Genomic DNA, 17,071 nt, shown 5'->3' on the forward strand with positions numbered 1-17,071 from the left:
CAACGGGCGGGACGGACTGGAGGAGCGAAGGGATTTCGCGGCATGGTCCTTGGTGGGCCACGTGGCGCTCCCGTCCGGCCGCGCGCGGCAGGCGGCGCGCGCGACGCACCACGGGCCCTTCCCCGATGTGCCGGAGCTGCTCGCCCGCAGTGTGCGGGCCGACGCCCGTGGAGTGCGCGCACGCTTCCTCTTCGCCTCAGCCGCGGCGGCCTCGGGGTTCTCCGCGGCGCAGGACCCCGCACTGACCCGTCTGGGAACACCGGTTACTGGGCCGGTACGCACCGTCCCGGCGGCCGCGCTCGTGGCGCCCGTGATCATCGTCTCTCCGCCCCGCTCGGGCAGCACCGCGCTGTTCGATGCCCTGGCCCGCAACCCTGCCCTGTGGACGGTCGGTGGGGAGAGCGAGGGGGTGATCGAGGGCGTGCCCGGACTCCATCCGGCGGCCCGCGGTTACGCCTCGCACGCGCTGGGTGCCCAGGATGCCGAAGCTTGGGGAGAGCCGGTGCGCGCGGGCTTCCTCGCTGATCTGCTCGATGCGCGAGGGCGACGCCGGCTCGAGAACGGTGGCCCCCGGGCCGCGCCTCTCAGGCTGCTGGAGAAAACACCGGAGAACAGCCTGCGGCTCCCCTTCCTGCTGCACCTGTTTCCGGACGCCACGGTCATCCACCTGCACCGCGAGATCTGCGACACGGTAGCCAGCATGGTGCGGGCATGGGCCCACCCGGGCTTCGTCAACATCCCGGACCTGCCCGGCTGGCCCCGGCGGGCCTGGCACCTGCTGCTGCCACCGGGCTGGCGGGCCTGGGCCGGCCAGGACCTCACGCGGATCGCGGCCCGGCAGTGGGCCGCTGCCGTGGAGGCGACCCTGGATGCCCGGGCCCTTCGTCCGGCCGTCCCCTGGGTGGACGTCGACTACGCCGAGCTGCGCGGCGCACCGGCCCGAACGCTGCGGTGGCTGGAGGCGGTGCTGGGCCTGCCCGCAACAGCGCAGGGCAGGGACCTGCCGCTGTCGGCCACGACGATCAGCCCCCCACGCTCCGGCAAATGGCGCCACACCCCCGGCTTCGACCCATCGGCGCTCGATGCCGTGCAGGAGACCCTGCGGCGCCTCACGAATGGACGCACCACGATGCCCAAGTCCACCCCGGCCTCCCGGGCAGCCCAGGTCACGCGGGCAACGCCAGCGGCCACCCGTGATCTCCCCTCCTTCGCCTGCTGGCTCCACGAGGTGGACGCCGATGCGCCGGACACCGCCGAGACCATGGGCCATCGCGATGGCATGGTGCTCGATCCGGCCGTGGTGCTCCAGGCAGGGGTCACCATCCCCCTTGGGCTGGCGCGCCGCGCCCGCTTCCGGGACCGGTTCCTGCCCGGCCACCCCATCCTGTGGACCGACGAACCCGCTACCGGGGCACTCGTACCGTTCTGGATCCGTTTCGAGGAGTTCTGGGCGCTGCGCGACCTCACCCCCGGGCGCCCCCTGCCTCCCGGGTTCCCCGCACGGCTGCGCGCCTCGCTCACCGGAGCCGGTGCGCTCGGGGCGGCAGAGGTGCGCGCCCGGCGGACGGCTCTGGCCGATGACACCGTGGCCGTCGCCGCCGAGGAGTTCGCCCGCACCGATGTCTGCGGGATGGGCCGCCTGCTGCACCCCCGGCATCGCGAGGCGCTGCTCGACTATTACGAACGGCTCATCGCGACCGGCTGCTGGCCGCTCGGAGACGCGCAGGTGAAAGGCCGTTACGGCTGGTACAACGAGTCGCTGTCGCGCTTCCTCCACCATCAGTTCCGCGCTCTGGTGAGCCGCCTCGCCGGACGGCCGGTGCGGCCGTCGTACTCCTACGTCTCCGCGTACCGAGGCGGCGCCGTCCTCGACCGGCACGTTGACCGCGAGCAGTGCGAGTACACGGTCTCCCTGCTGCTCGGGGAATCGGGATCGGGAATGGAAGGCGGGTGGCCGCTGCTCCTCGACACGGGCCGGGGGTCCGTCTCCCTGCTCCAGTGTCCCGGCGAAGCCGTGCTCTTCAGGGGCACCCGGGTGGCGCACTGGCGCCCTCCGCTGCCCGACGGGAGCACCCACACCACCCTGCTGTTCCACTATGTTCCGGCCGAGTTCTCCAGGACCCTGTACTGAAGCGGCTACTGCGGCTCGAGGAAGCCGACTTGCCGGGCCTCGGCCTCCGTGACCTGGGGCGCGATCCGTTCCCACCGGGTGACCAGCCGCCGGCCCGCAGGGCGTACTTCGCGTGCCCGCGTGCGGGTGAAGCCCTCGGGCGCCGCTCCCGTCCCGAACATCGCCTCGGCGGCGGCGACGGTCAGCAGCAAGTCCCACACGAGGTGGATCCGGTCCGCGGCCCCGGCGTTCTCGGCCGCGTGCACGCAGCCGTGATTGACCAGGTAGACGGTGCCGGCCTCCAAGTGGTGGACATCGCCCTCGAGCAGCAGGGACGCCTGCGGGCTGGTGACCAGCGGCAGGTGGAAACGGGCTCGTACGCCTACCGTGCCGGTCCGCGACCGCACGACGCTGTGCTCCTCGTGCGGCGCGAGCGCGGCACCCGGGCCGAGCACGTTGATCCGGAAGTTGACCAAGTGCGGCAGAGCTTCGGTCAGTGCCGCCAACGCTGGGTAGTGCGCGCGATGGTGAAAGCGCTTGCCGAAACACGACAGATCGTGATCCCGGGAGAAGTCGTCACAGCGCCCGGAGGCGTTGAGCAGACTGAACTGCTCCACTCGGCCCCGAGGACCGGCCCATGCCGTCACGTGGCCCGTGGCGCTCGCCAGCGAGGGAGTGTGCCGGGCGCGCAACCGCTCCACCTCCGCAGCGAGACTCTTCGTGGTCGGGGCGTCCGCGGAGAACAGCCGCAGACAGCGGATGCCGGCGCGATGGTAGTTGGCGTCACGGATGCCGTACAGGAGCAGTCGCGGATCCGGATCATGGTCCTGATCGTGGTGCTGGTCTCGATCTTCACCGGTCAACGGAAGGGACACCTCTCGAGGAGCAGGTCCAGGTCAGGCAGGCTTGTGGGGAGCGTCGCGAAATCGCCCAGCGCGACCGCGTCCAAACCGGCGCCGACGGGACCGACGGACACCGGGGGCGGTACCGGCACCCCGACAGAGAGGAAGTAGTCGTGAAACTTGCTGCCGTCGCCGCTGGGCAGGTCCCGGAAGCTGATCCAGACAGCGGGAATCCCGTAGGCGTGGCTGAGGACGATGCCGTGCAGGCTCGACGAGGCGACCAGGCCGGCACCCATCAGCTGCTCGACGACGTCCTCGACGCTGTTCTGCACATCGACGATCTGCCAGCCCTCCGGAACGCCGCGCCGGGCCCGGGCCTTGTCGGCGAAGTGCGGTACGACCGCGGGCCCTCCGCCCGCCCGGGTGGGGCGACGCGGCAGGTATCTCGGCACCAGCAGACCGGGGTCACCGTAGACCGGGAGACACGCCGCACCCGACCGCAGAGCGGCCTCCCGGGTGAGTGGCCCCCGGACCGCGAGCAGTTCGGCCCGCGGATCCACGTACTCGCCGGCCTCCATCACACCGGCTCCCCACACCACGCAGCCCGGCCCCGCGAGCGCGACCACGCTGCCCGTGACGAAGTGCTTGCGGCCCGGGGTATGCGGAGCGACCCACCGGGCCGGGGCTCCGGAGATCCGGCGGATCAGCCAGGGAGTGAGCCGGTCACCGACGTTGCCCTGGCTGGGCGCCCGGCACCAGAAGGCGGGTACGGTATCGACCACGTCACTCACTGTAGCGAACGGACCGCCCTTCTCATTCGCACCTACCACCGGGATGTCCCCTGGCTGAGGTACGCGCTGGCGGCCATCGAGACGTGGTGCCACGGGTTCGCGGAGGTCGTCGTGATCACCCCGCGCACCGGATCGGCCGCTGTGCGCCGAGCGATCGGCGGCGACGTACGTCTGGAGATCTGCCCTGACTACCGGGACGACTACCTTGGGCAGCAGGTGAGCAAGCTGTACGCGGACGAGTTCACGGCCGCCGACCTCATCTGCCACGTCGACTCGGACGTCATCTTCACCCGCCCCGTCTCACCCGCAGACCTCCTGGACGGCGGCCGCCCGTGGATCGTCCGCCGGGCGGTTTCCCAACTCGGTCGGCACCGGCCCTGGCTCGCCCCGACGGAGGAGTTCCTGGGCCGGCCGGTCGCCTACGACTTCATGCAGCAGCCGCCCTTCACCTACCCGCGCCGGCTCTACCCGGAAGTGCGCGCCCTGTCCCTGGAGCGTCACGGAATCCCGCTGGACCGCTATGTGACGGGTCGGCCGCCTCGGGGCTTCTCCGAGTTCAACGTGCTCGGTGCCCACGCCTACGGCACTCACCGCACCGCGTTCGCCTGGTACGACGCGGACACGGCGCAGGTGCCGCAGTTGTGCAGGTGGTACTGGAGCAGGGGCGGCATCGACGCCGGCGTGCGGCGCGAGCTGGAAGGGATCGTCGGCGGGCCGACAGGGTCGACACATTCCGCAGTAGGGAGGCGGCGCCGTGGTGGCCCTTGACTCACCGCAACGCGTGCCGTTCCTCCAGCCCTCGCGGGCCTGTGCGACTCCTCGCGAAGGGCTCACCGCCCAGTGGCCTCACGGACGCATCCGATGCGGTTCGGCGCGTCTCCAGGCCAGCGACGTCGCGCCGACCCACCACCAGGCGATCCAGCCCCGGGCGCGCAACTGTTCCCGGTACTCGTAGGCGGCCTCCCGCACATGCCGGGCCAGTTCCGCCGGCGGAAGCTGCCTGGCCCCCAGCCGGTGTCGAGCGCATTGCACGACGCAACTGCACGCACGAGTGCTCCGAACCCTGCGCCGGGTGGTCAGCGTCCACTCCGCGCGCCAACTGCTCCGCATCAGTAGCGCCCAGCCCAGCGGGAGGCGTCGTTTGTGTAGCTGCATGAGCCAAGGAGAGACGGGTGGCGCCGCGAGGGGGGCCAACCGCGGAGCCGATTGATCAGTGGGGTGAGTACTGCCTCGCGCTCAAAGGGCTACGACGTGGATGAACCAAGCGACTCCGTCGTTGTCCCCCTCGTATGCCTTCACCAAAGTGCAGTCGGCGGCTTGATAGACGCGCGCCCAGCTGGACAGGTCCGGGGGCGGAAGGCCCTGTCCGCTGAGCACTTGCGTGAGATCTTGCGCCAGGGCGTGCCCGTGGGCTCCGTCTGCGGGCCGGTCGTGGGTCAGTCGGCCGTAGTAGTCCTCGAGAAAGAGCAGGCGCCCCGGGAGCCGCGCCTTGAGCCCGGTCAGCACGCTGACGGCAGCTTTGCCGCCGTCAGCGAAGAACTCGTTCAGGATGCTCCTGCCATACAGCGCCTGCACGTCCTCCGGCGCCGGGAGCGTCGTCAGGTCCCCAAGTGCCCGCACATCTGCGTGCACCACGCTGAGGCGATCGCTGAGGCCCGCACGGCGGATGTGACCGTCGGCGACCCGCACCATGCGCTCACCGGCGTCGGCACCCCAGCCCCGGAACTGAGGGTTTGCCAGGGCGAGTTCGATGAGCAGGGTGGCGGCTCCACAGCCCAGATCCAGCAGCGAGTCGACATCCCACGCCCGCAGCACCTGTGCCGTCAGCGAGGGACTACGTGGCTGCAGATACGCGAACGCCCGGGCCAGCGCGTCGAAGTCTCTCAGCGCGGGGCCTGTTCCCGGGTTCTGGAGGATATCTCCGGTCCGGACGACGGTGGCTCCGTAGGCTCCCAGGAACTTTTCCAGGTGGAACGCGACGCGATGGTATGGCCGGCAGTCCGGAGCCAGGCGGTATCCGTGGCCTTCACGGTCCAGGAGGCCGGTCGTCTGGTGGATGTAGTCCAGCACCGCAGAGAGGATCTGTTCGTCCAGGGCGAACTCTTCGGCAAGACAGCGGACTTCAGTGGTTGTCTCGAGTCTGGGAAGCACACCGAGCCGGTGCAGTGCCCACACGGCGTGCGAGGCACAGAACCCTTCGACGACATCCATGACGTCCCGCTGCGGCATGTCAGACCCCAGCCGTCAGGTGGGGCTCCCCGCGCCGGAGAACGCCGAGATCGAGCAGGTGGTCGAGGAGCTCGCCCAGTACTTCCGCGCCGCTGCCGCTGTCTTCGACGCCGATGTGCCGTGCGATCTCAGGTCTGCTCCGCGGCGTCTCAAGGAAGGTGAGCAGTCTCACCGAGTCGCCACTGATGGTCAGGTTGCGCACCGTGAGGTCGACGTCGCCCGGCAGCAACAGGTAGTGGCCCCGCCGCGCTCGCAGTTCCGCCGAGACCTCTGCCGTTTCCGGCGCCGGAGTCGCGCTCAGTACGTCCAGGATCTCCGGGCAAGCGTGGATGTCCCTCAGCATCGTGGCCCGGGGGGAGAGCTGCATCAGCGGCTGAGCGGTGTCTGTACGAGACTCCGACGGGTCAGCCCGGCCGCCACAAGCCCCCCGTACCGGGTCGGAAGCCGCGAGCAGATAGCGGACCAGGGACAGCAAGTAGTCCTCGGCACCCCACCTGTCTGCCCCGTACGCCTGCAGCAGCTCCGCGGCGTCCGACGGGGGGTCCGTGTGGGCGCCGGCCCAGGAGAGCAGATCGGTGATGAGCGCACTGAGACTGTTGTCGTAGCGCGCGAGCAGATGACGCTGCACATCGCGGCTGAGTCGGCACAGGGTCCGGTACAAGGAGGTGACGAGAACGTGCCGCTGCCTTGGCAGGACACTGCGGTAGTAGTGGTGGTTGACGAAAATCTCGGAATCGTTGCGCGTGATGTTTGCGTCGTCCGCTTCAAGAGCGGGGAGGTTGAAGTCCGAGATATGACCGTCGTATTCGAGTTGGTCCCTGTATTGGTCGAGTAGCTCGGTGCCGGGTTCCGGTGTCAGCAGGTGCAGCTGTGTCGTCAGGGTGCCGGCGTGCCGGTTCCAGGCTTCCCCGATGAGGTCCAGGGTCATCTCTTGGTCCTCGGCGGTCTCCTGGGGGTACCCGGTGATGAAGGAGGCGATCGCTTCCATCCCGGCCCGGCGGGTGGCTTCGAGCGTCGGCCGGAACAGGGAGAGGTCGAGACGCTTGGCCACCTCCTTCTGCATACGGGGTGACCCGGTTTCGACGCCGTAATAGATGGAGCGGCAGCCAGCTTGCCCCATGATGCCCAGGAGCTCGCTGTCGACGCAGTCCATGCGCGCGGAGCAGGTCCAGGTGTAACCCCGTGGCGTCACCGCTTCGCAGAACTCCCTGACCTTGGCCTTGTTGACGGTGAACAGGTCGTGGGTCAGCGCGAAGTGGCTGATCCCGTATGTCTCGTGCAGCCGATCCAGTTCCGCGCAGAGCTGTTCCGCTGACTTCAGCCGGTACCGGCGTCCGAAGAAGCTGGCGGTTGAGCAGAAAGTGCAGGCGAAGGGGCAGCCTCGCCCGGCTTCCACCCGGAGCAGCGACAGTCCTGCCTCCGCCACGGGATAGTGGCTGTAGTCCGCCGGTGGCAGCGTGTCCAGATCGGAGACCAGCGGCGCATCGGGGGTGCGGTGAACGCCATGCGCACTGCGGTGGGTGATTCCGCGCAGTCCTGAGAACCGTCGGGAGGAAAGCCTGTCGAGCAGCGGCAGCAGGGTCAGCTCCGCCTCCCCCCGCACTACGAGATCAAACTGCGGAAACCGCTGCAGCACCGGCAGATCGAGAATGCTGGCGTGCGGACCACCCAGCAAAACCGGCAGTTCGGGGCTCCGGTGCTTCAAGTGCGCCGCAATCTTGGCGGTTGCCATGAAGTTGCAGCCGAGGCTGGTCATGCCGACCACGTCAGGCTGTGAGGCAAGGACCAGTTCGGCGATGTTCTCGTACAGCGACACGTCCATGGGCATTCGCCCCGAGCTGACCTCCAGCTTGGGGTCGATCAGGGTGCCCTGGTGTCCGCCCTGCTGGAGAACCGCGAGCAAGGAGATGAGACCGAGATGCGGTTGGAGGTCGAAGTGGTATCCGTCCGGCCTCTGTTCGAGGAGAAGGTTGTCGACAAAGGCGACCCGCATGTTTACCCCACTGGCGTCGGAACGTCGATCAGCCGTACAAGGCCCTGCTGCGCCGCCGCGTCGAGGATCCGAGCCAGATCGCTGCGATCCGCCTCCGGCAGCAGGGTCTGGCTCGCGTCAAGCACTTCATGGACGGGCCGGCCGTCGTCTACAGCGGCCAGTACGGCGGCGGTCGGAGGATCCACGGTGAGAACGGAGACCCGTCCCAGGCTGTGGCGCCCCCAGTAGCAGAGGCAGACGGCCTTCGGAGAGAGATCACTCAGGGCCTGTCCGCCGTTACGGAGTCGAGCCTTCACCTCAAGAGGGTCGTAGCTCAGCACGGCGACACGGACGGCGTCCCATGCGACCACCGCGCGACGGTCGGCAGTGTCCATGCGGACAGGACCGGGGGCCGGCCTTCCTTGGATCGGGAGGCGGCGTTCAAGGACACTCTCGGTCACCTCCCAGTGCAGTCGCTCGTGGGTGAGCACGTCCAGAAGTCCGGGGTACTCGGGCGCGTCCGGGCTGCGGAGTCGGCTTTCCAGGAAATCGAGAAAGGCCAACGTTTTCGCCGCACGCGACGGCTTGGCCGCGCGTCCCAGTTCCAGGTGCTGGGCGCGGTAGTCCGCGAAGGTGGCGAGCTCGGCTCCGCAGTACTTGAGCAGGGCGCGGGTACCGGGAAAGTTGTCCCACAGATCGTTGTGCTGGACCTTGCTGATGAACCCGGCGAACAGCCGCACCCGCTCGAAGTCGAGCCCCGCGATCGCGACCCGGGTCTCGGCATCGACCGGGAGTTCTGCAAGTTCGTCATCCGGACTCTGGGTCAGCCGGTCCAGATATCCCGGGTCGAGCAGGCACCGGGCCACGACCGAGCTGACCGCTGCGTTCACTACGGCCGACATGCGTCGACCACCTCCCGGACACGGGCGATTTCCTCCCGCAAGACGCTCTCGGGAAAACGGGAGGACCAGTTGTACTCCAGCGTCACGGCGCGTACCGGAGCGCGCTCCATGACCACGGCCAGCATGTCCAGTTCCAGTTGTGGTGCACGGCTCGCGTGGTTGTCCCAGCATCCGCCGGCGTCGGTGTCGACGCCTGAGACATGCACTTCCACCACTTCCTCAAGCGGAAACCGCGCGAGTTCGACCAGCGGGTCGTATCCCAAATTCCGGGAGGTGATGTAAAAATGCGCGAGGTCGAGCAGCAGACGGGCGTCCGATCGCGCGCATACCTCCGAGATGAATTCGACCTGGCTCATCGTGGAGCCGGGCATGGAGAAGTAGACAGGCGGGTTCTCAAGAATCACCGGTACGCTGAACGCGGACGTGGCACGGTCCACGGACCGGACGACCGTCTCGACCGTCTCGGAGTTCATCGGGGGACTGACCGTGTATCCGATGTTCCAGGGTTCGCCCGGGGCGTACTCGTCAGCGAACTCGCCGGGCTTCTCCCTCTCGGCCGTGATGAAGGACAGATGCTCGCCGAGCCATGGGGTCCGCGTCCGCCTGATCCACTCCTCCACGCTCCTCACGACCGCCGATGGAGGCGTCACCGACCCGGCGATGGACAGACTCGCGCAGTGCAGAACGACAGGCGTACCGACTTTCGTCGCAACCGCCGGGTCGTGGCGGAGGAGTTCAAATGGAATCTCTACGTAGTCGACCGCGCCGGGATTTCTCCCGATGAAGTCAGGCGTGGACCTGCTGTACGCAACCCCGACTTCAGTCCCAGCCGACACGTGAAAGCGCGGCACCCAACCCTCCCTTTTCCTTTCCGTGCCGATCTCAGTGGGGCGACATACGCCGGGCAGGTCAGTCGATGATCACACCTTCCTTGCCCAATTCCCGAATCTCAGTCAGATTGGTCACGGAAACCTCCTCGAAAGAGATCCGGATCTGCCCCGACCCCTCGAGGCACTTGCGTGCCTGTTCCCGATGTTCAGGCGTGAGCGAGAAAATCAGAGAGGACGGCGTAACCACTACTTGAGGGAGCTCGGTGTTTGCCATGTCTCGATTCTCTGCCGACTTCCGGGGCGGATGTCAAGACGAAACTGGGGACTTGACCCATACGGTCCATAAGGTGACTTCCGCATACGGTGCCGTCCGAGCGCTCAAAGCGCGAGTGGCCGAGCCTGTGCGGGTGCGCAGACTGACCACCCAGGAGGGGCGGATTGTGCAGCAGTTGGTCTGCGCAGTGCCAGCTCGGTCCGCTACAGGTGCGCATGATGCCGCTCGTCCTGGTCAGCAGGAGCCGCGTCAACGGTGAAACAGACGCTGCCGATCACGTGCCTGTCGACTTGGTTGCTCGTTGATTCTGCAGGCCTTGAACGGTGCCCCGCGGCGGTGCGGGTCGATCAGGCCTCGCCGCTGTTCGCGCGGTCCTGGTACCCGAGCAGGGCACGCCAGAAGGCCACCACGTCCGGACCGGCGAGGGCGTCGACAGTGACCTGGACGGTCTGCACGGCGGACGCGTCGGCCGGGATGTCCAGCGTGCGTGCCACGGCAGAGATCTGCCGGGCCAGTTCTATGTGCCGCTCGGTCAGCCCGTGGTAGGCGTCTGCAACCGTGACCACATATCCCGGAACCGGCTGATCAGCCAGTCAGCCGATCAAAGCCTCGGTGATCTGTCGGGTGGTCTGCGCGGCGACCCGGGGACTGACGGCGGCGTAGGACGTGTAGGCGTTCAGCCCCGTGGCCAGGGCCCAGCCGCGGCCCCGGGTCCAGGTGGCGTCGTCGACGCCGAGCGTGGCGCGGAAGGCAGCCCGGCTCTCGGCAGACATCAAGGTGAAGGCGATGGTCAGGTCGCAGGCCGGGTCGCCGATGCCGAGTTCGCCGAAGTCGATGACCGCGCTGAGGCGGCCGTCGACGGTCAGCAGGTTGCCGGTGTGGAAGTCGCCGTGGAACCAGACTGGAGGGCGATCCCATTCGGGGGCGCTCAGCGCAGCGTCCCACAGTTCGGTCATGGCGGCGGCGTCGAACGCACCGTCGACCTCCGCGATGGCGGCCCGCGTCGCGCGGTCCCGGTCGGCCAGCGGCCGACCGGTGAGGTCCTGGGGAGCGTCCTCGACCGGGAAGTCCTCGGGCACGAATGCCTGAAGAGCGGTGAGGAATTCCGCCAGTTGGACGGCAGCCTGGGACGAGTCGGCCAGGGATTCGGCAGTCGCCAACTCCCCGTCCAGCCAGCGGGACACCGCCCACGGCCACGGATAGTCGAAGTCGGGCTCGCCCACCCCCACCGGTTCGGGGATGGCCAATGGCAGGTGCGAGGCGAGCCGGGGAAGCCACTCAGACTCCTTCATGGCCTGCCTGATGGCTCCCGCATGGCGGGGCAGCCGGACGGTCAGGTCCTCGCCCAGCCGGTAGATCACATGGTCCGAACCGGCGGGGTCGAGCAGTTTGAGGGGCAGTTCGGCCCACTGCGGGAACTGCGTATCGACCAGGCGCCTGGCCAGTGCGGCATCGATCGCGGGGCAGGAGCCCGCGGTTTTCCCGGTTGCCACGAGCACCTCCTGCGGTGGGCCCGCTCCATGCGGCGGGCAGTCGGAGCCATCACAGTGCCTCGTGGACTCGTCTGTCGATCGACTTTCTCGACTGGCCGTCCTCCGCTACCCCAGCTCCACGCGCCCTCCCTGCCGAAGTCGCCCCAGCGTCACCCCCAAGAACCCAGGGGCCTATCGCTGAAAATGGCGGCACCGGACCCTCGTGTTCCCGATGAACTACCTTCAGTTTTCCCGAACTCGGGGATCCCGGTCCCGGACTCCCATTTTTGACCCCAGACGCAAAGCAGCGGCCAGGGCTTCCTTCAGTGGGTGGCGCCTACACCACACGCTTCGTCGCCTCGACCCCGTGTCCTTCCGGCCATCGAAGACCAGCGCGGGTACCAGCGCGGTTTGGTCACAGCCAAGGTCAATCACTACGTCGGCAATGCTTGACCTCGATCATCGTGGGCGGGGCGATCGGAGCACCGTTCTTCAAGGAACACTTTCGGCGGCCCGAGGATGGGCAGCCGGGCTGAGGTGGTGGGGATCGGGATCATTCGGGGGGCGAGCTGAATTCGTCACCGCAGTTCGACCGTCGGAATCGGGCGGTTCCTTCCTCGGCAGCGCGAGATGGTTGCCCTGTCTACGACTGTGTTCGTGGATACGGTGGTTTTGAGAGAAGAGCTTCACTACACAGGACTAGATCGCCATGTTCAACCGCCGAGGAGCCAGCGAACACGGCCTGACCTCTTCACTGCCTGCCCCACGGAGAGTGGCCTGGTGGGTGTGGAGCGGACTGGGGTCCGCAGCACTGATCGGTCTGCTGATGTGGGCCGGCGATGGCGAAGATCATCAAGCCTGGGACGACAGCGCGTGGGACTGGGCGTGGGGATGGGTGCAACACGTCGTCGGATGGTTGGCGCAAATCTTCGGTGGCCTCGGCAGGGTCTTCGATCAGAAGGGAGGCCTCTCGCTGGGCCAACGACTTGGGTTCTTCGCATTCGTTCTGCTCCTCCTCTACTTCTACTGGAGGGCGACGCGATCGTGGCTGGCTTACAAGCCGGGCCCGGTCGACGTACAGCAACTCACTGACTCGACACCGACCCTGGGAAGGAACACACCTTCCGTCGAGGACCTGACAGCCGAGTTTCGACGGCAGCTGTCCGAGAGCAGCATGTACGCGCCGACCACGTTGCCCGCCGAGGCACCGCCGACGAGCTTTCTGGAACTGCTCGGCGACATCGAGATCGACCCCAAGAAGCTGGGTGTAGTTCTGCCGCGCCTGCTCAGCAGGCTCCGCCCCAAGCTGGCCTATCGGGTGGGCGGGGTGCTCCGGTTCCGGGATGAAGGGCCGGATCAATACGGCATGACAGTCACCGTCATGGCATTCGTATTCGGCGGCTCACGCGCGACGACCGTATGGGGAAAGGACTGGGACGAGGTCGTCCACAGAGCCGCATGCTGTGTGATCAGCTCGCTGCTGCCCGTGACTCGCGCAGGGAGGCAGCCGCCTTGGCGCCAGTGGTGGGGACGGGAGTTGAACCCCGCGCTGTACGAGGCCTATCAGCAGGCGACCGAGCTCAGCCGGGCAGGGCGCTATCACGAGGCGTTGAGGCGGTACTACACCGCGATCGGGATCGACCCCGCAAATCCCTATCTGCGAGCCGAGTTGGCAGAGGTTCAGGAGAAGATGGGGCTGCACATCGACGCGCTCGACACCTGCCAACGGGCTCTTACTCTCGATGGGCAGACCGAACACCGATATCACAAGCGCCTGTGGCTGCACTCGCGCCGGCTCCGTTATCTCTGGCACCCTCGCCTCTACCGTGACGTGCTCGGTCTGCGTTACCGGAACACCATCATCCTGGGAATCTCAGAGCTGACGGCGAAACAGTGGTATGAGCGCATGGGAACCAATAGCGGACGCACACGCGAGAATCTGATATCGACACTTGTGGATCGATACTGGCCAGTGGCCGTCGACTTGGCCGCAATCGATCCGCTGCCCACTGACCGTGCACGTTCCGGCAATGAAGAAAAGGCGGGCAAAAAATGGCTTGAGGAAGTGCTGAATCTGGAGAGCCGCCCGGGCGAGGACTCCGGTACGACCGAAAAGAACGTGAGCCGGATCCGCCTGGCCTTCCAGAGAGCCTCTACACAGGAGACACGCCTCCTCGCCGCCGATGACCTGTGGGCCCGCGTTGCTGGACTCTATGCGCCCGACAGGGTGTGGAGCTGGATACGGCTCTTCTGGCCCTTCTCCTATGTCCAAAGCGCGCGCGGCCCACTGCAGCCTGTGACCCGCGGAGCATTCAAGGTCAACCAAAGAGTGTGGGGACCACTACGATTGGCTTGGGCCAGTGAGTATTTCAATGCCAAGCACGAGCCGAAGAAGCTGCGGAGCTCATCCGTCTTCCGGCCCCGGTCTCCTGTACAGCGCCGCATCCAGATCTGGGAACTCCGCAGGCAGATCCTCAAGGCCCGGAGAAGATTTCCCCTTTGCCCTCTTTGGCGCCGCCGTGACTGGCTGACCCTTTACAACAGTGCGTGTGTGTACGCCGTGGCAATGATGATAGAGGACGCCACTGAAGATGCCACTGAAGATGCCACTGAGGACGCCGCTGAAGACGCCACTGAAGACGCCACCGAAGACGCCACCGAAGACCTCAAAAAAGACCTTGCCAAGCGTGCGGTCGAGACGCTGGAGAAAGCGGTCATGGTCTCAAAAGGCAGATTCGCTTCTGTGGAGCAGGCATGGCTGGTCCACGAGGATCCCGATCTGAAAGTACTCCAGGCCGACGACCAATTCCAGAGCTTCGTGCAGACCGCCTACCCGTCCCCAGAGGCCTCCGATAAATCCGCTCCGAGCAACATCGAGCAAATGAGGGACTACGACTATCGACTCCTCGAGGAAACCGCCAACGTGATGCAGGAAGTCTGGCGGCAACGGAGCAATTCGGCGGGCGTCGATACTCATGAAGCGACTGAGTGGCTGCGAGTCGAACGTGACATCTGGAAGCGGATCAACGAGGTTGCGGCCTCTGACCACACAGACAGGTGGCAACATCGCGTGGAGCTCATACGCTACGTTCAGGCCAACAGTCACCCGACTGCGTGTGCCACCGCAGGCTTCCCGCCTTCCGTCCTCGTTGACGATGATGCCCCGGACGGACGCCCGTCCCCCAAGGACATCGCTGACCTACTGAAGAACTTGAAGAAAGATACGGAAGGGGGCTGGGCTCCCGACTCGAGCAGTCAGCAATGGCAACAGACCCTCAGTCAGGCCTCAGCCGCAGACAGCCTGACTTCGCTCAACGCGACCACCGTCCGCGAACTCGCCCATGGATATGCGGCAGCTTGGCAGACGCTGCGCGACTGGCTGGCCGGGGAGCCCAAAGTCCAGAACGGTGAAGAGCCCTTCCTCGCCGCTGTGAAGAATGTCCCTGAGCCGAGCAGGCAGCCCTCCGCGTGGCGTCGCGGCCGGAAGCGCAACGGCCGGAAGACTGTCCGTCTCTCTTAGGCACGGTCACTCGCCCTCCACGCCCCCCGCGAACCCCGTGTTCACCGCCAGCCATCCCCCTCCACCCGCAGCGTCCCCCTGATCCAGCCCACGTCTCGCGACGCCAGAAACGCCACCCCCGCCGCGATGTCGTCCGGCTCGCCCGCCCGGCCCAGTGGGTAGACGTGGGCGAGCGCGTCGAGTTGGTCCTCGCGCCCAGACCATGACGGCGTGCGGATTGTGCCGGGGCCAGCTGTCGGCACAGCCCGGGGGCCGGCGATTTCGAGCGCCAGCGCGGTCAGGAAGTTCACCACCTTCTTCACCGTGAAGGGCGCACATGATCGCTCCGCGAGATCCGCCGGACAGGCCCTAACCCGGAGATCCTGCGACCAGGCGCGCGTCCTGCTGGACGCGCGCACCGCGCTTCGCGGGCCGGGCACAGGCTGGGATCTGCACGAGTACCGCCACTCCTCACTGACTCGTCTCGGGGAGCAGGGCGCGTCCCTGTTGATGCTGATGGCGAAGTCCCGACACAAGAAGCCGGAGAACGCGTCCGCCGCTACTTCAAACCGTCGCCAGAGGCGATTGCCGAGCTCACGCGCCTGCTCGCGCCCGTTGGCATCAACCGCTGAGCCGCGTTCCTTGATCCTTCTCGGTGACAACGGCGCCGGCGGAGAGGAGCGTCGCAGCGGCGAGGCTGCCCCAGAGGGCGGCCGAGCCGTGGGGTGCGAGAGTGGTGATGACCGCCGGGGAGACGGCGAGGCCGAAGCCCGTGGAGAGCTCGAAGCGGGCGAGGGTGCGTCCCAGGACATGGGCCGGGGCGAGGTTGGTGACGAGCGCGGTGGCGCTGCCCGCATAGATGATCTCGCCGACAGTGCAGACCACGGACACCACGGCGACGGCCGGGGCACCCCAGCCGTGTCCCAGTGAGGTCGCCGCGAGGAAGCCGAGGTAGGACGCGGTGAGTACCACGCCGGCGAGGGCCAGCACGGTCCGCCGGGAGAAGCGGGACATCAGGACGGTTACCGGAACCTGCAGGGTGACCACCAGCACCGTGTTGGCCACGAAGATGGCCGCCGACCACACCGGGGACGCGTGCAACTGGGTCACCAGGACCAGAGGGAGCGCGATTTCGGGCACGTTGAGGCAGAAGACGTAGACCACGTTGGCCGCCAGCAGCGCGCGCATCCGGGGTGCGGGCCCATCGTCCGTGTCCTTGGCCAGGGCAGCGGCCGGATGCGCGCGCAGGTGAACCGACCACGCCAAGGCCGCCGCAGTGAGATAGGCGAGCCCGGTGACGGCTGCCAGCGCCTGCAATGCGGTCGTGCCGCCCGCCAGGCATGCGGTGGCGAGGAGAGCGCCCGCGCCCAGGCCGGCGTTGCGCAGGGCGCGGCCTCCCGCGAGAGCGACGTCGCGTTCCCGGCCGTGGGCGACCGTGGCCACGAGAGCTGCGTGGGCGGCCGGCCATGCCTGGTTGCCGATGCCGAGGAAGAGCGCCGCCGTCGCGAACAGCCAGACGTGCCCCGCCGGGGTGGCCAGCAGCAGCACCACGCCCAGCACCCGCACCAGCATCGACGCTGCCACGACCGTGCTGCGTGCGCCCCGGTCCAGCCATCGGCCCACCGCGGGCATGCACACCAGACCCACGACGACGCCGACCGTCATGGCGATGCCGGTTGCCGGCGCGGACAGCCTCAGCACCATCACCCCGTAGAGCAGCAGAAAGGGCCGCAGCAGGCCGGTGCCGAGCGCGTCCACGGCCAGGGCGACGGCATAGCGGGGGCCTCCGGAGGCACGGACGAGGGCGCGGGGCTGGATCTTGGTGGTGGTTGGCATGGCGTCAACGGTGCGTTCGGCCGCCGGGCCGGCTACGTCGGTTGACGGACACCGTCAACCGACGTCGTCGCCGGCCATCGGGTCAGTGATGATGAGGGGGTGACGTTGAGGATCGACATCAGCGGCCTGCCGTCCGAGCGACTGCGGTTCGCCGCCTCCCCGCTGGCCGAGCTGACCGCGATGCTGCATGTGCTGGCCGAACCCGGGCATCATCCGCAACTCGCCGGCTGGGCCGGGGATGTCTGGGCCGGGCTGCGGCCGGAGCTGGCCGAGCGGTTGAGGGAGGCCGAGTTCCTCTGGCGTTCCTCACAAGC

General features: G+C 67.6%; 16 protein-coding genes and 1 pseudogene. 5 read left to right on the forward strand and 12 right to left on the reverse strand.

The window, feature by feature from the left end; translation table 11 throughout:
- Positions 1-61 precede the first annotated feature (61 nt).
- A complete protein-coding gene (locus ACH4YL_RS37455; protein WP_398511997.1) occupies positions 62-2,131 on the forward strand; it encodes a sulfotransferase family protein in 2,070 nt (689 codons plus the stop codon).
- A gap of 5 nt (positions 2,132-2,136) precedes the next feature.
- Here ACH4YL_RS37455 and ACH4YL_RS37460 read toward each other — a convergent pair whose 3' ends face one another.
- Together ACH4YL_RS37460 and ACH4YL_RS37465 are read right to left on the reverse strand one after the other, a co-directional pair.
- Positions 2,137-2,973 carry an aspartyl/asparaginyl beta-hydroxylase domain-containing protein gene (locus ACH4YL_RS37460; protein WP_398511998.1) on the reverse strand — a complete coding sequence of 279 codons (837 nt, stop codon included), beginning with the start codon at positions 2,971-2,973 and terminating at the stop codon, positions 2,137-2,139.
- Positions 2,970-3,734, reverse strand: a complete 765-nt coding sequence (locus ACH4YL_RS37465) for a polysaccharide pyruvyl transferase family protein (RefSeq protein ID WP_398511999.1) — start codon at positions 3,732-3,734, stop codon at positions 2,970-2,972. The genes ACH4YL_RS37460 and ACH4YL_RS37465 overlap by 4 nt, the downstream gene beginning before the upstream one ends.
- Positions 3,735-3,854: 120 nt before the next feature.
- Here ACH4YL_RS37465 and ACH4YL_RS37470 point away from each other — a divergent pair, with 120 nt between their 5' ends.
- A complete protein-coding gene (locus ACH4YL_RS37470) occupies positions 3,855-4,511 on the forward strand; it encodes a hypothetical protein (RefSeq protein WP_398512000.1) in 657 nt (218 codons plus the stop codon).
- Between the two features lie 78 nt (positions 4,512-4,589).
- On the opposite strand, the gene ACH4YL_RS37475 is transcribed toward ACH4YL_RS37470, so the two are convergent.
- The 8 genes from ACH4YL_RS37475 to ACH4YL_RS37510 form a co-directional block, all read right to left on the reverse strand.
- Entirely contained in the window at positions 4,590-4,775 is a 186-nt protein-coding gene (locus tag ACH4YL_RS37475; RefSeq protein ID WP_398512001.1) for a hypothetical protein, read from the reverse strand.
- A 204-nt stretch (positions 4,776-4,979) separates the two neighbouring features.
- A complete protein-coding gene (locus ACH4YL_RS37480) occupies positions 4,980-5,972 on the reverse strand; it encodes a methyltransferase domain-containing protein (protein WP_398512002.1) in 993 nt (330 codons plus the stop codon).
- Between the two features lies 1 nt (position 5,973).
- Positions 5,974-7,965, reverse strand: coding sequence for a B12-binding domain-containing radical SAM protein (locus ACH4YL_RS37485; RefSeq protein ID WP_398512003.1), 1,992 nt, complete (start codon positions 7,963-7,965; stop codon positions 5,974-5,976).
- Positions 7,966-7,967: 2 nt separating this feature from the next.
- Complete coding sequence (locus tag ACH4YL_RS37490; RefSeq protein WP_398512004.1) at positions 7,968-8,846, reverse strand: hypothetical protein; 879 nt, start codon at positions 8,844-8,846, stop codon at positions 7,968-7,970.
- Positions 8,834-9,697 (reverse strand): DUF692 family multinuclear iron-containing protein, encoded by an 864-nt coding sequence (locus ACH4YL_RS37495; protein WP_398512005.1) that lies wholly within the window; start codon positions 9,695-9,697, stop codon positions 8,834-8,836. The genes ACH4YL_RS37490 and ACH4YL_RS37495 overlap by 13 nt, the downstream gene beginning before the upstream one ends.
- 58 nt (positions 9,698-9,755) lie before the next feature.
- Positions 9,756-9,950, reverse strand: a complete 195-nt coding sequence (locus ACH4YL_RS37500; protein WP_398512006.1) for a hypothetical protein — start codon at positions 9,948-9,950, stop codon at positions 9,756-9,758.
- A gap of 347 nt (positions 9,951-10,297) precedes the next feature.
- Positions 10,298-10,516, reverse strand: coding sequence for a hypothetical protein (locus ACH4YL_RS37505; RefSeq protein WP_398512007.1), 219 nt, complete (start codon positions 10,514-10,516; stop codon positions 10,298-10,300).
- A gap of 27 nt (positions 10,517-10,543) precedes the next feature.
- Positions 10,544-11,443: an aminoglycoside phosphotransferase family protein gene (locus ACH4YL_RS37510; protein WP_398512008.1), complete on the reverse strand. Its 900-nt coding sequence runs from the start codon at positions 11,441-11,443 to the stop codon at positions 10,544-10,546.
- Positions 11,444-12,131: 688 nt separating this feature from the next.
- Between ACH4YL_RS37510 and ACH4YL_RS37515 the strand changes: the two genes are divergently transcribed.
- Entirely contained in the window at positions 12,132-14,942 is a 2,811-nt protein-coding gene (locus tag ACH4YL_RS37515) for a tetratricopeptide repeat protein (protein ID WP_398512009.1), read from the forward strand.
- A 41-nt stretch (positions 14,943-14,983) separates the two neighbouring features.
- Here ACH4YL_RS37515 and ACH4YL_RS37520 read toward each other — a convergent pair whose 3' ends face one another.
- Positions 14,984-15,244 (reverse strand): SDR family oxidoreductase, encoded by a 261-nt coding sequence (locus ACH4YL_RS37520; RefSeq protein ID WP_398512010.1) that lies wholly within the window; start codon positions 15,242-15,244, stop codon positions 14,984-14,986.
- A gap of 46 nt (positions 15,245-15,290) precedes the next feature.
- On the opposite strand from ACH4YL_RS37520, the pseudogene ACH4YL_RS37525 reads away from it, so the two are divergent.
- A pseudogene (locus ACH4YL_RS37525) lies at positions 15,291-15,553 on the forward strand (site-specific integrase); the annotation flags it as partial.
- On the opposite strand, the gene ACH4YL_RS37530 reads toward ACH4YL_RS37525, so the two are convergent.
- Positions 15,543-16,757 carry an MFS transporter gene (locus ACH4YL_RS37530; protein WP_398512011.1) on the reverse strand — a complete coding sequence of 405 codons (1,215 nt, stop codon included), beginning with the start codon at positions 16,755-16,757 and terminating at the stop codon, positions 15,543-15,545. The pseudogene ACH4YL_RS37525 and the gene ACH4YL_RS37530 overlap by 11 nt on opposite strands.
- A 99-nt stretch (positions 16,758-16,856) precedes the next feature.
- Here ACH4YL_RS37530 and ACH4YL_RS37535 point away from each other — a divergent pair.
- Positions 16,857-17,071, forward strand: a 215-nt coding sequence (locus ACH4YL_RS37535) for a DUF5937 family protein (protein WP_398512012.1), incomplete at its 3' end; no start/stop codon positions are given.

Source organism: Streptomyces sp. NPDC020681 (assembly GCF_044334895.1).
In the GTDB taxonomy this organism is placed as follows: domain Bacteria; phylum Actinomycetota; class Actinomycetes; order Streptomycetales; family Streptomycetaceae; genus Streptomyces.

What these genes read in the sequence shown, in the direction of transcription:
- ACH4YL_RS37485 (WP_398512003.1), bottom strand. Translation starts at nt 7,965, where the DNA reads ATGCGGGTCGCCTTTGTCGACAACCTTCTCCTCGAACAGAGGCCGGAC.
- ACH4YL_RS37500 (WP_398512006.1), bottom strand. Translation starts at nt 9,950, where the DNA reads ATGGCAAACACCGAGCTCCCTCAAGTAGTGGTTACGCCGTCCTCTCTG.
- ACH4YL_RS37490 (WP_398512004.1), bottom strand. Translation starts at nt 8,846, where the DNA reads ATGTCGGCCGTAGTGAACGCAGCGGTCAGCTCGGTCGTGGCCCGGTGC.
- ACH4YL_RS37480 (WP_398512002.1), bottom strand. Translation starts at nt 5,972, where the DNA reads ATGCCGCAGCGGGACGTCATGGATGTCGTCGAAGGGTTCTGTGCCTCG.
- ACH4YL_RS37530 (WP_398512011.1), bottom strand. Translation starts at nt 16,757, where the DNA reads ATGCCAACCACCACCAAGATCCAGCCCCGCGCCCTCGTCCGTGCCTCC.
- ACH4YL_RS37515 (WP_398512009.1), top strand. Translation starts at nt 12,132, where the DNA reads ATGTTCAACCGCCGAGGAGCCAGCGAACACGGCCTGACCTCTTCACTG.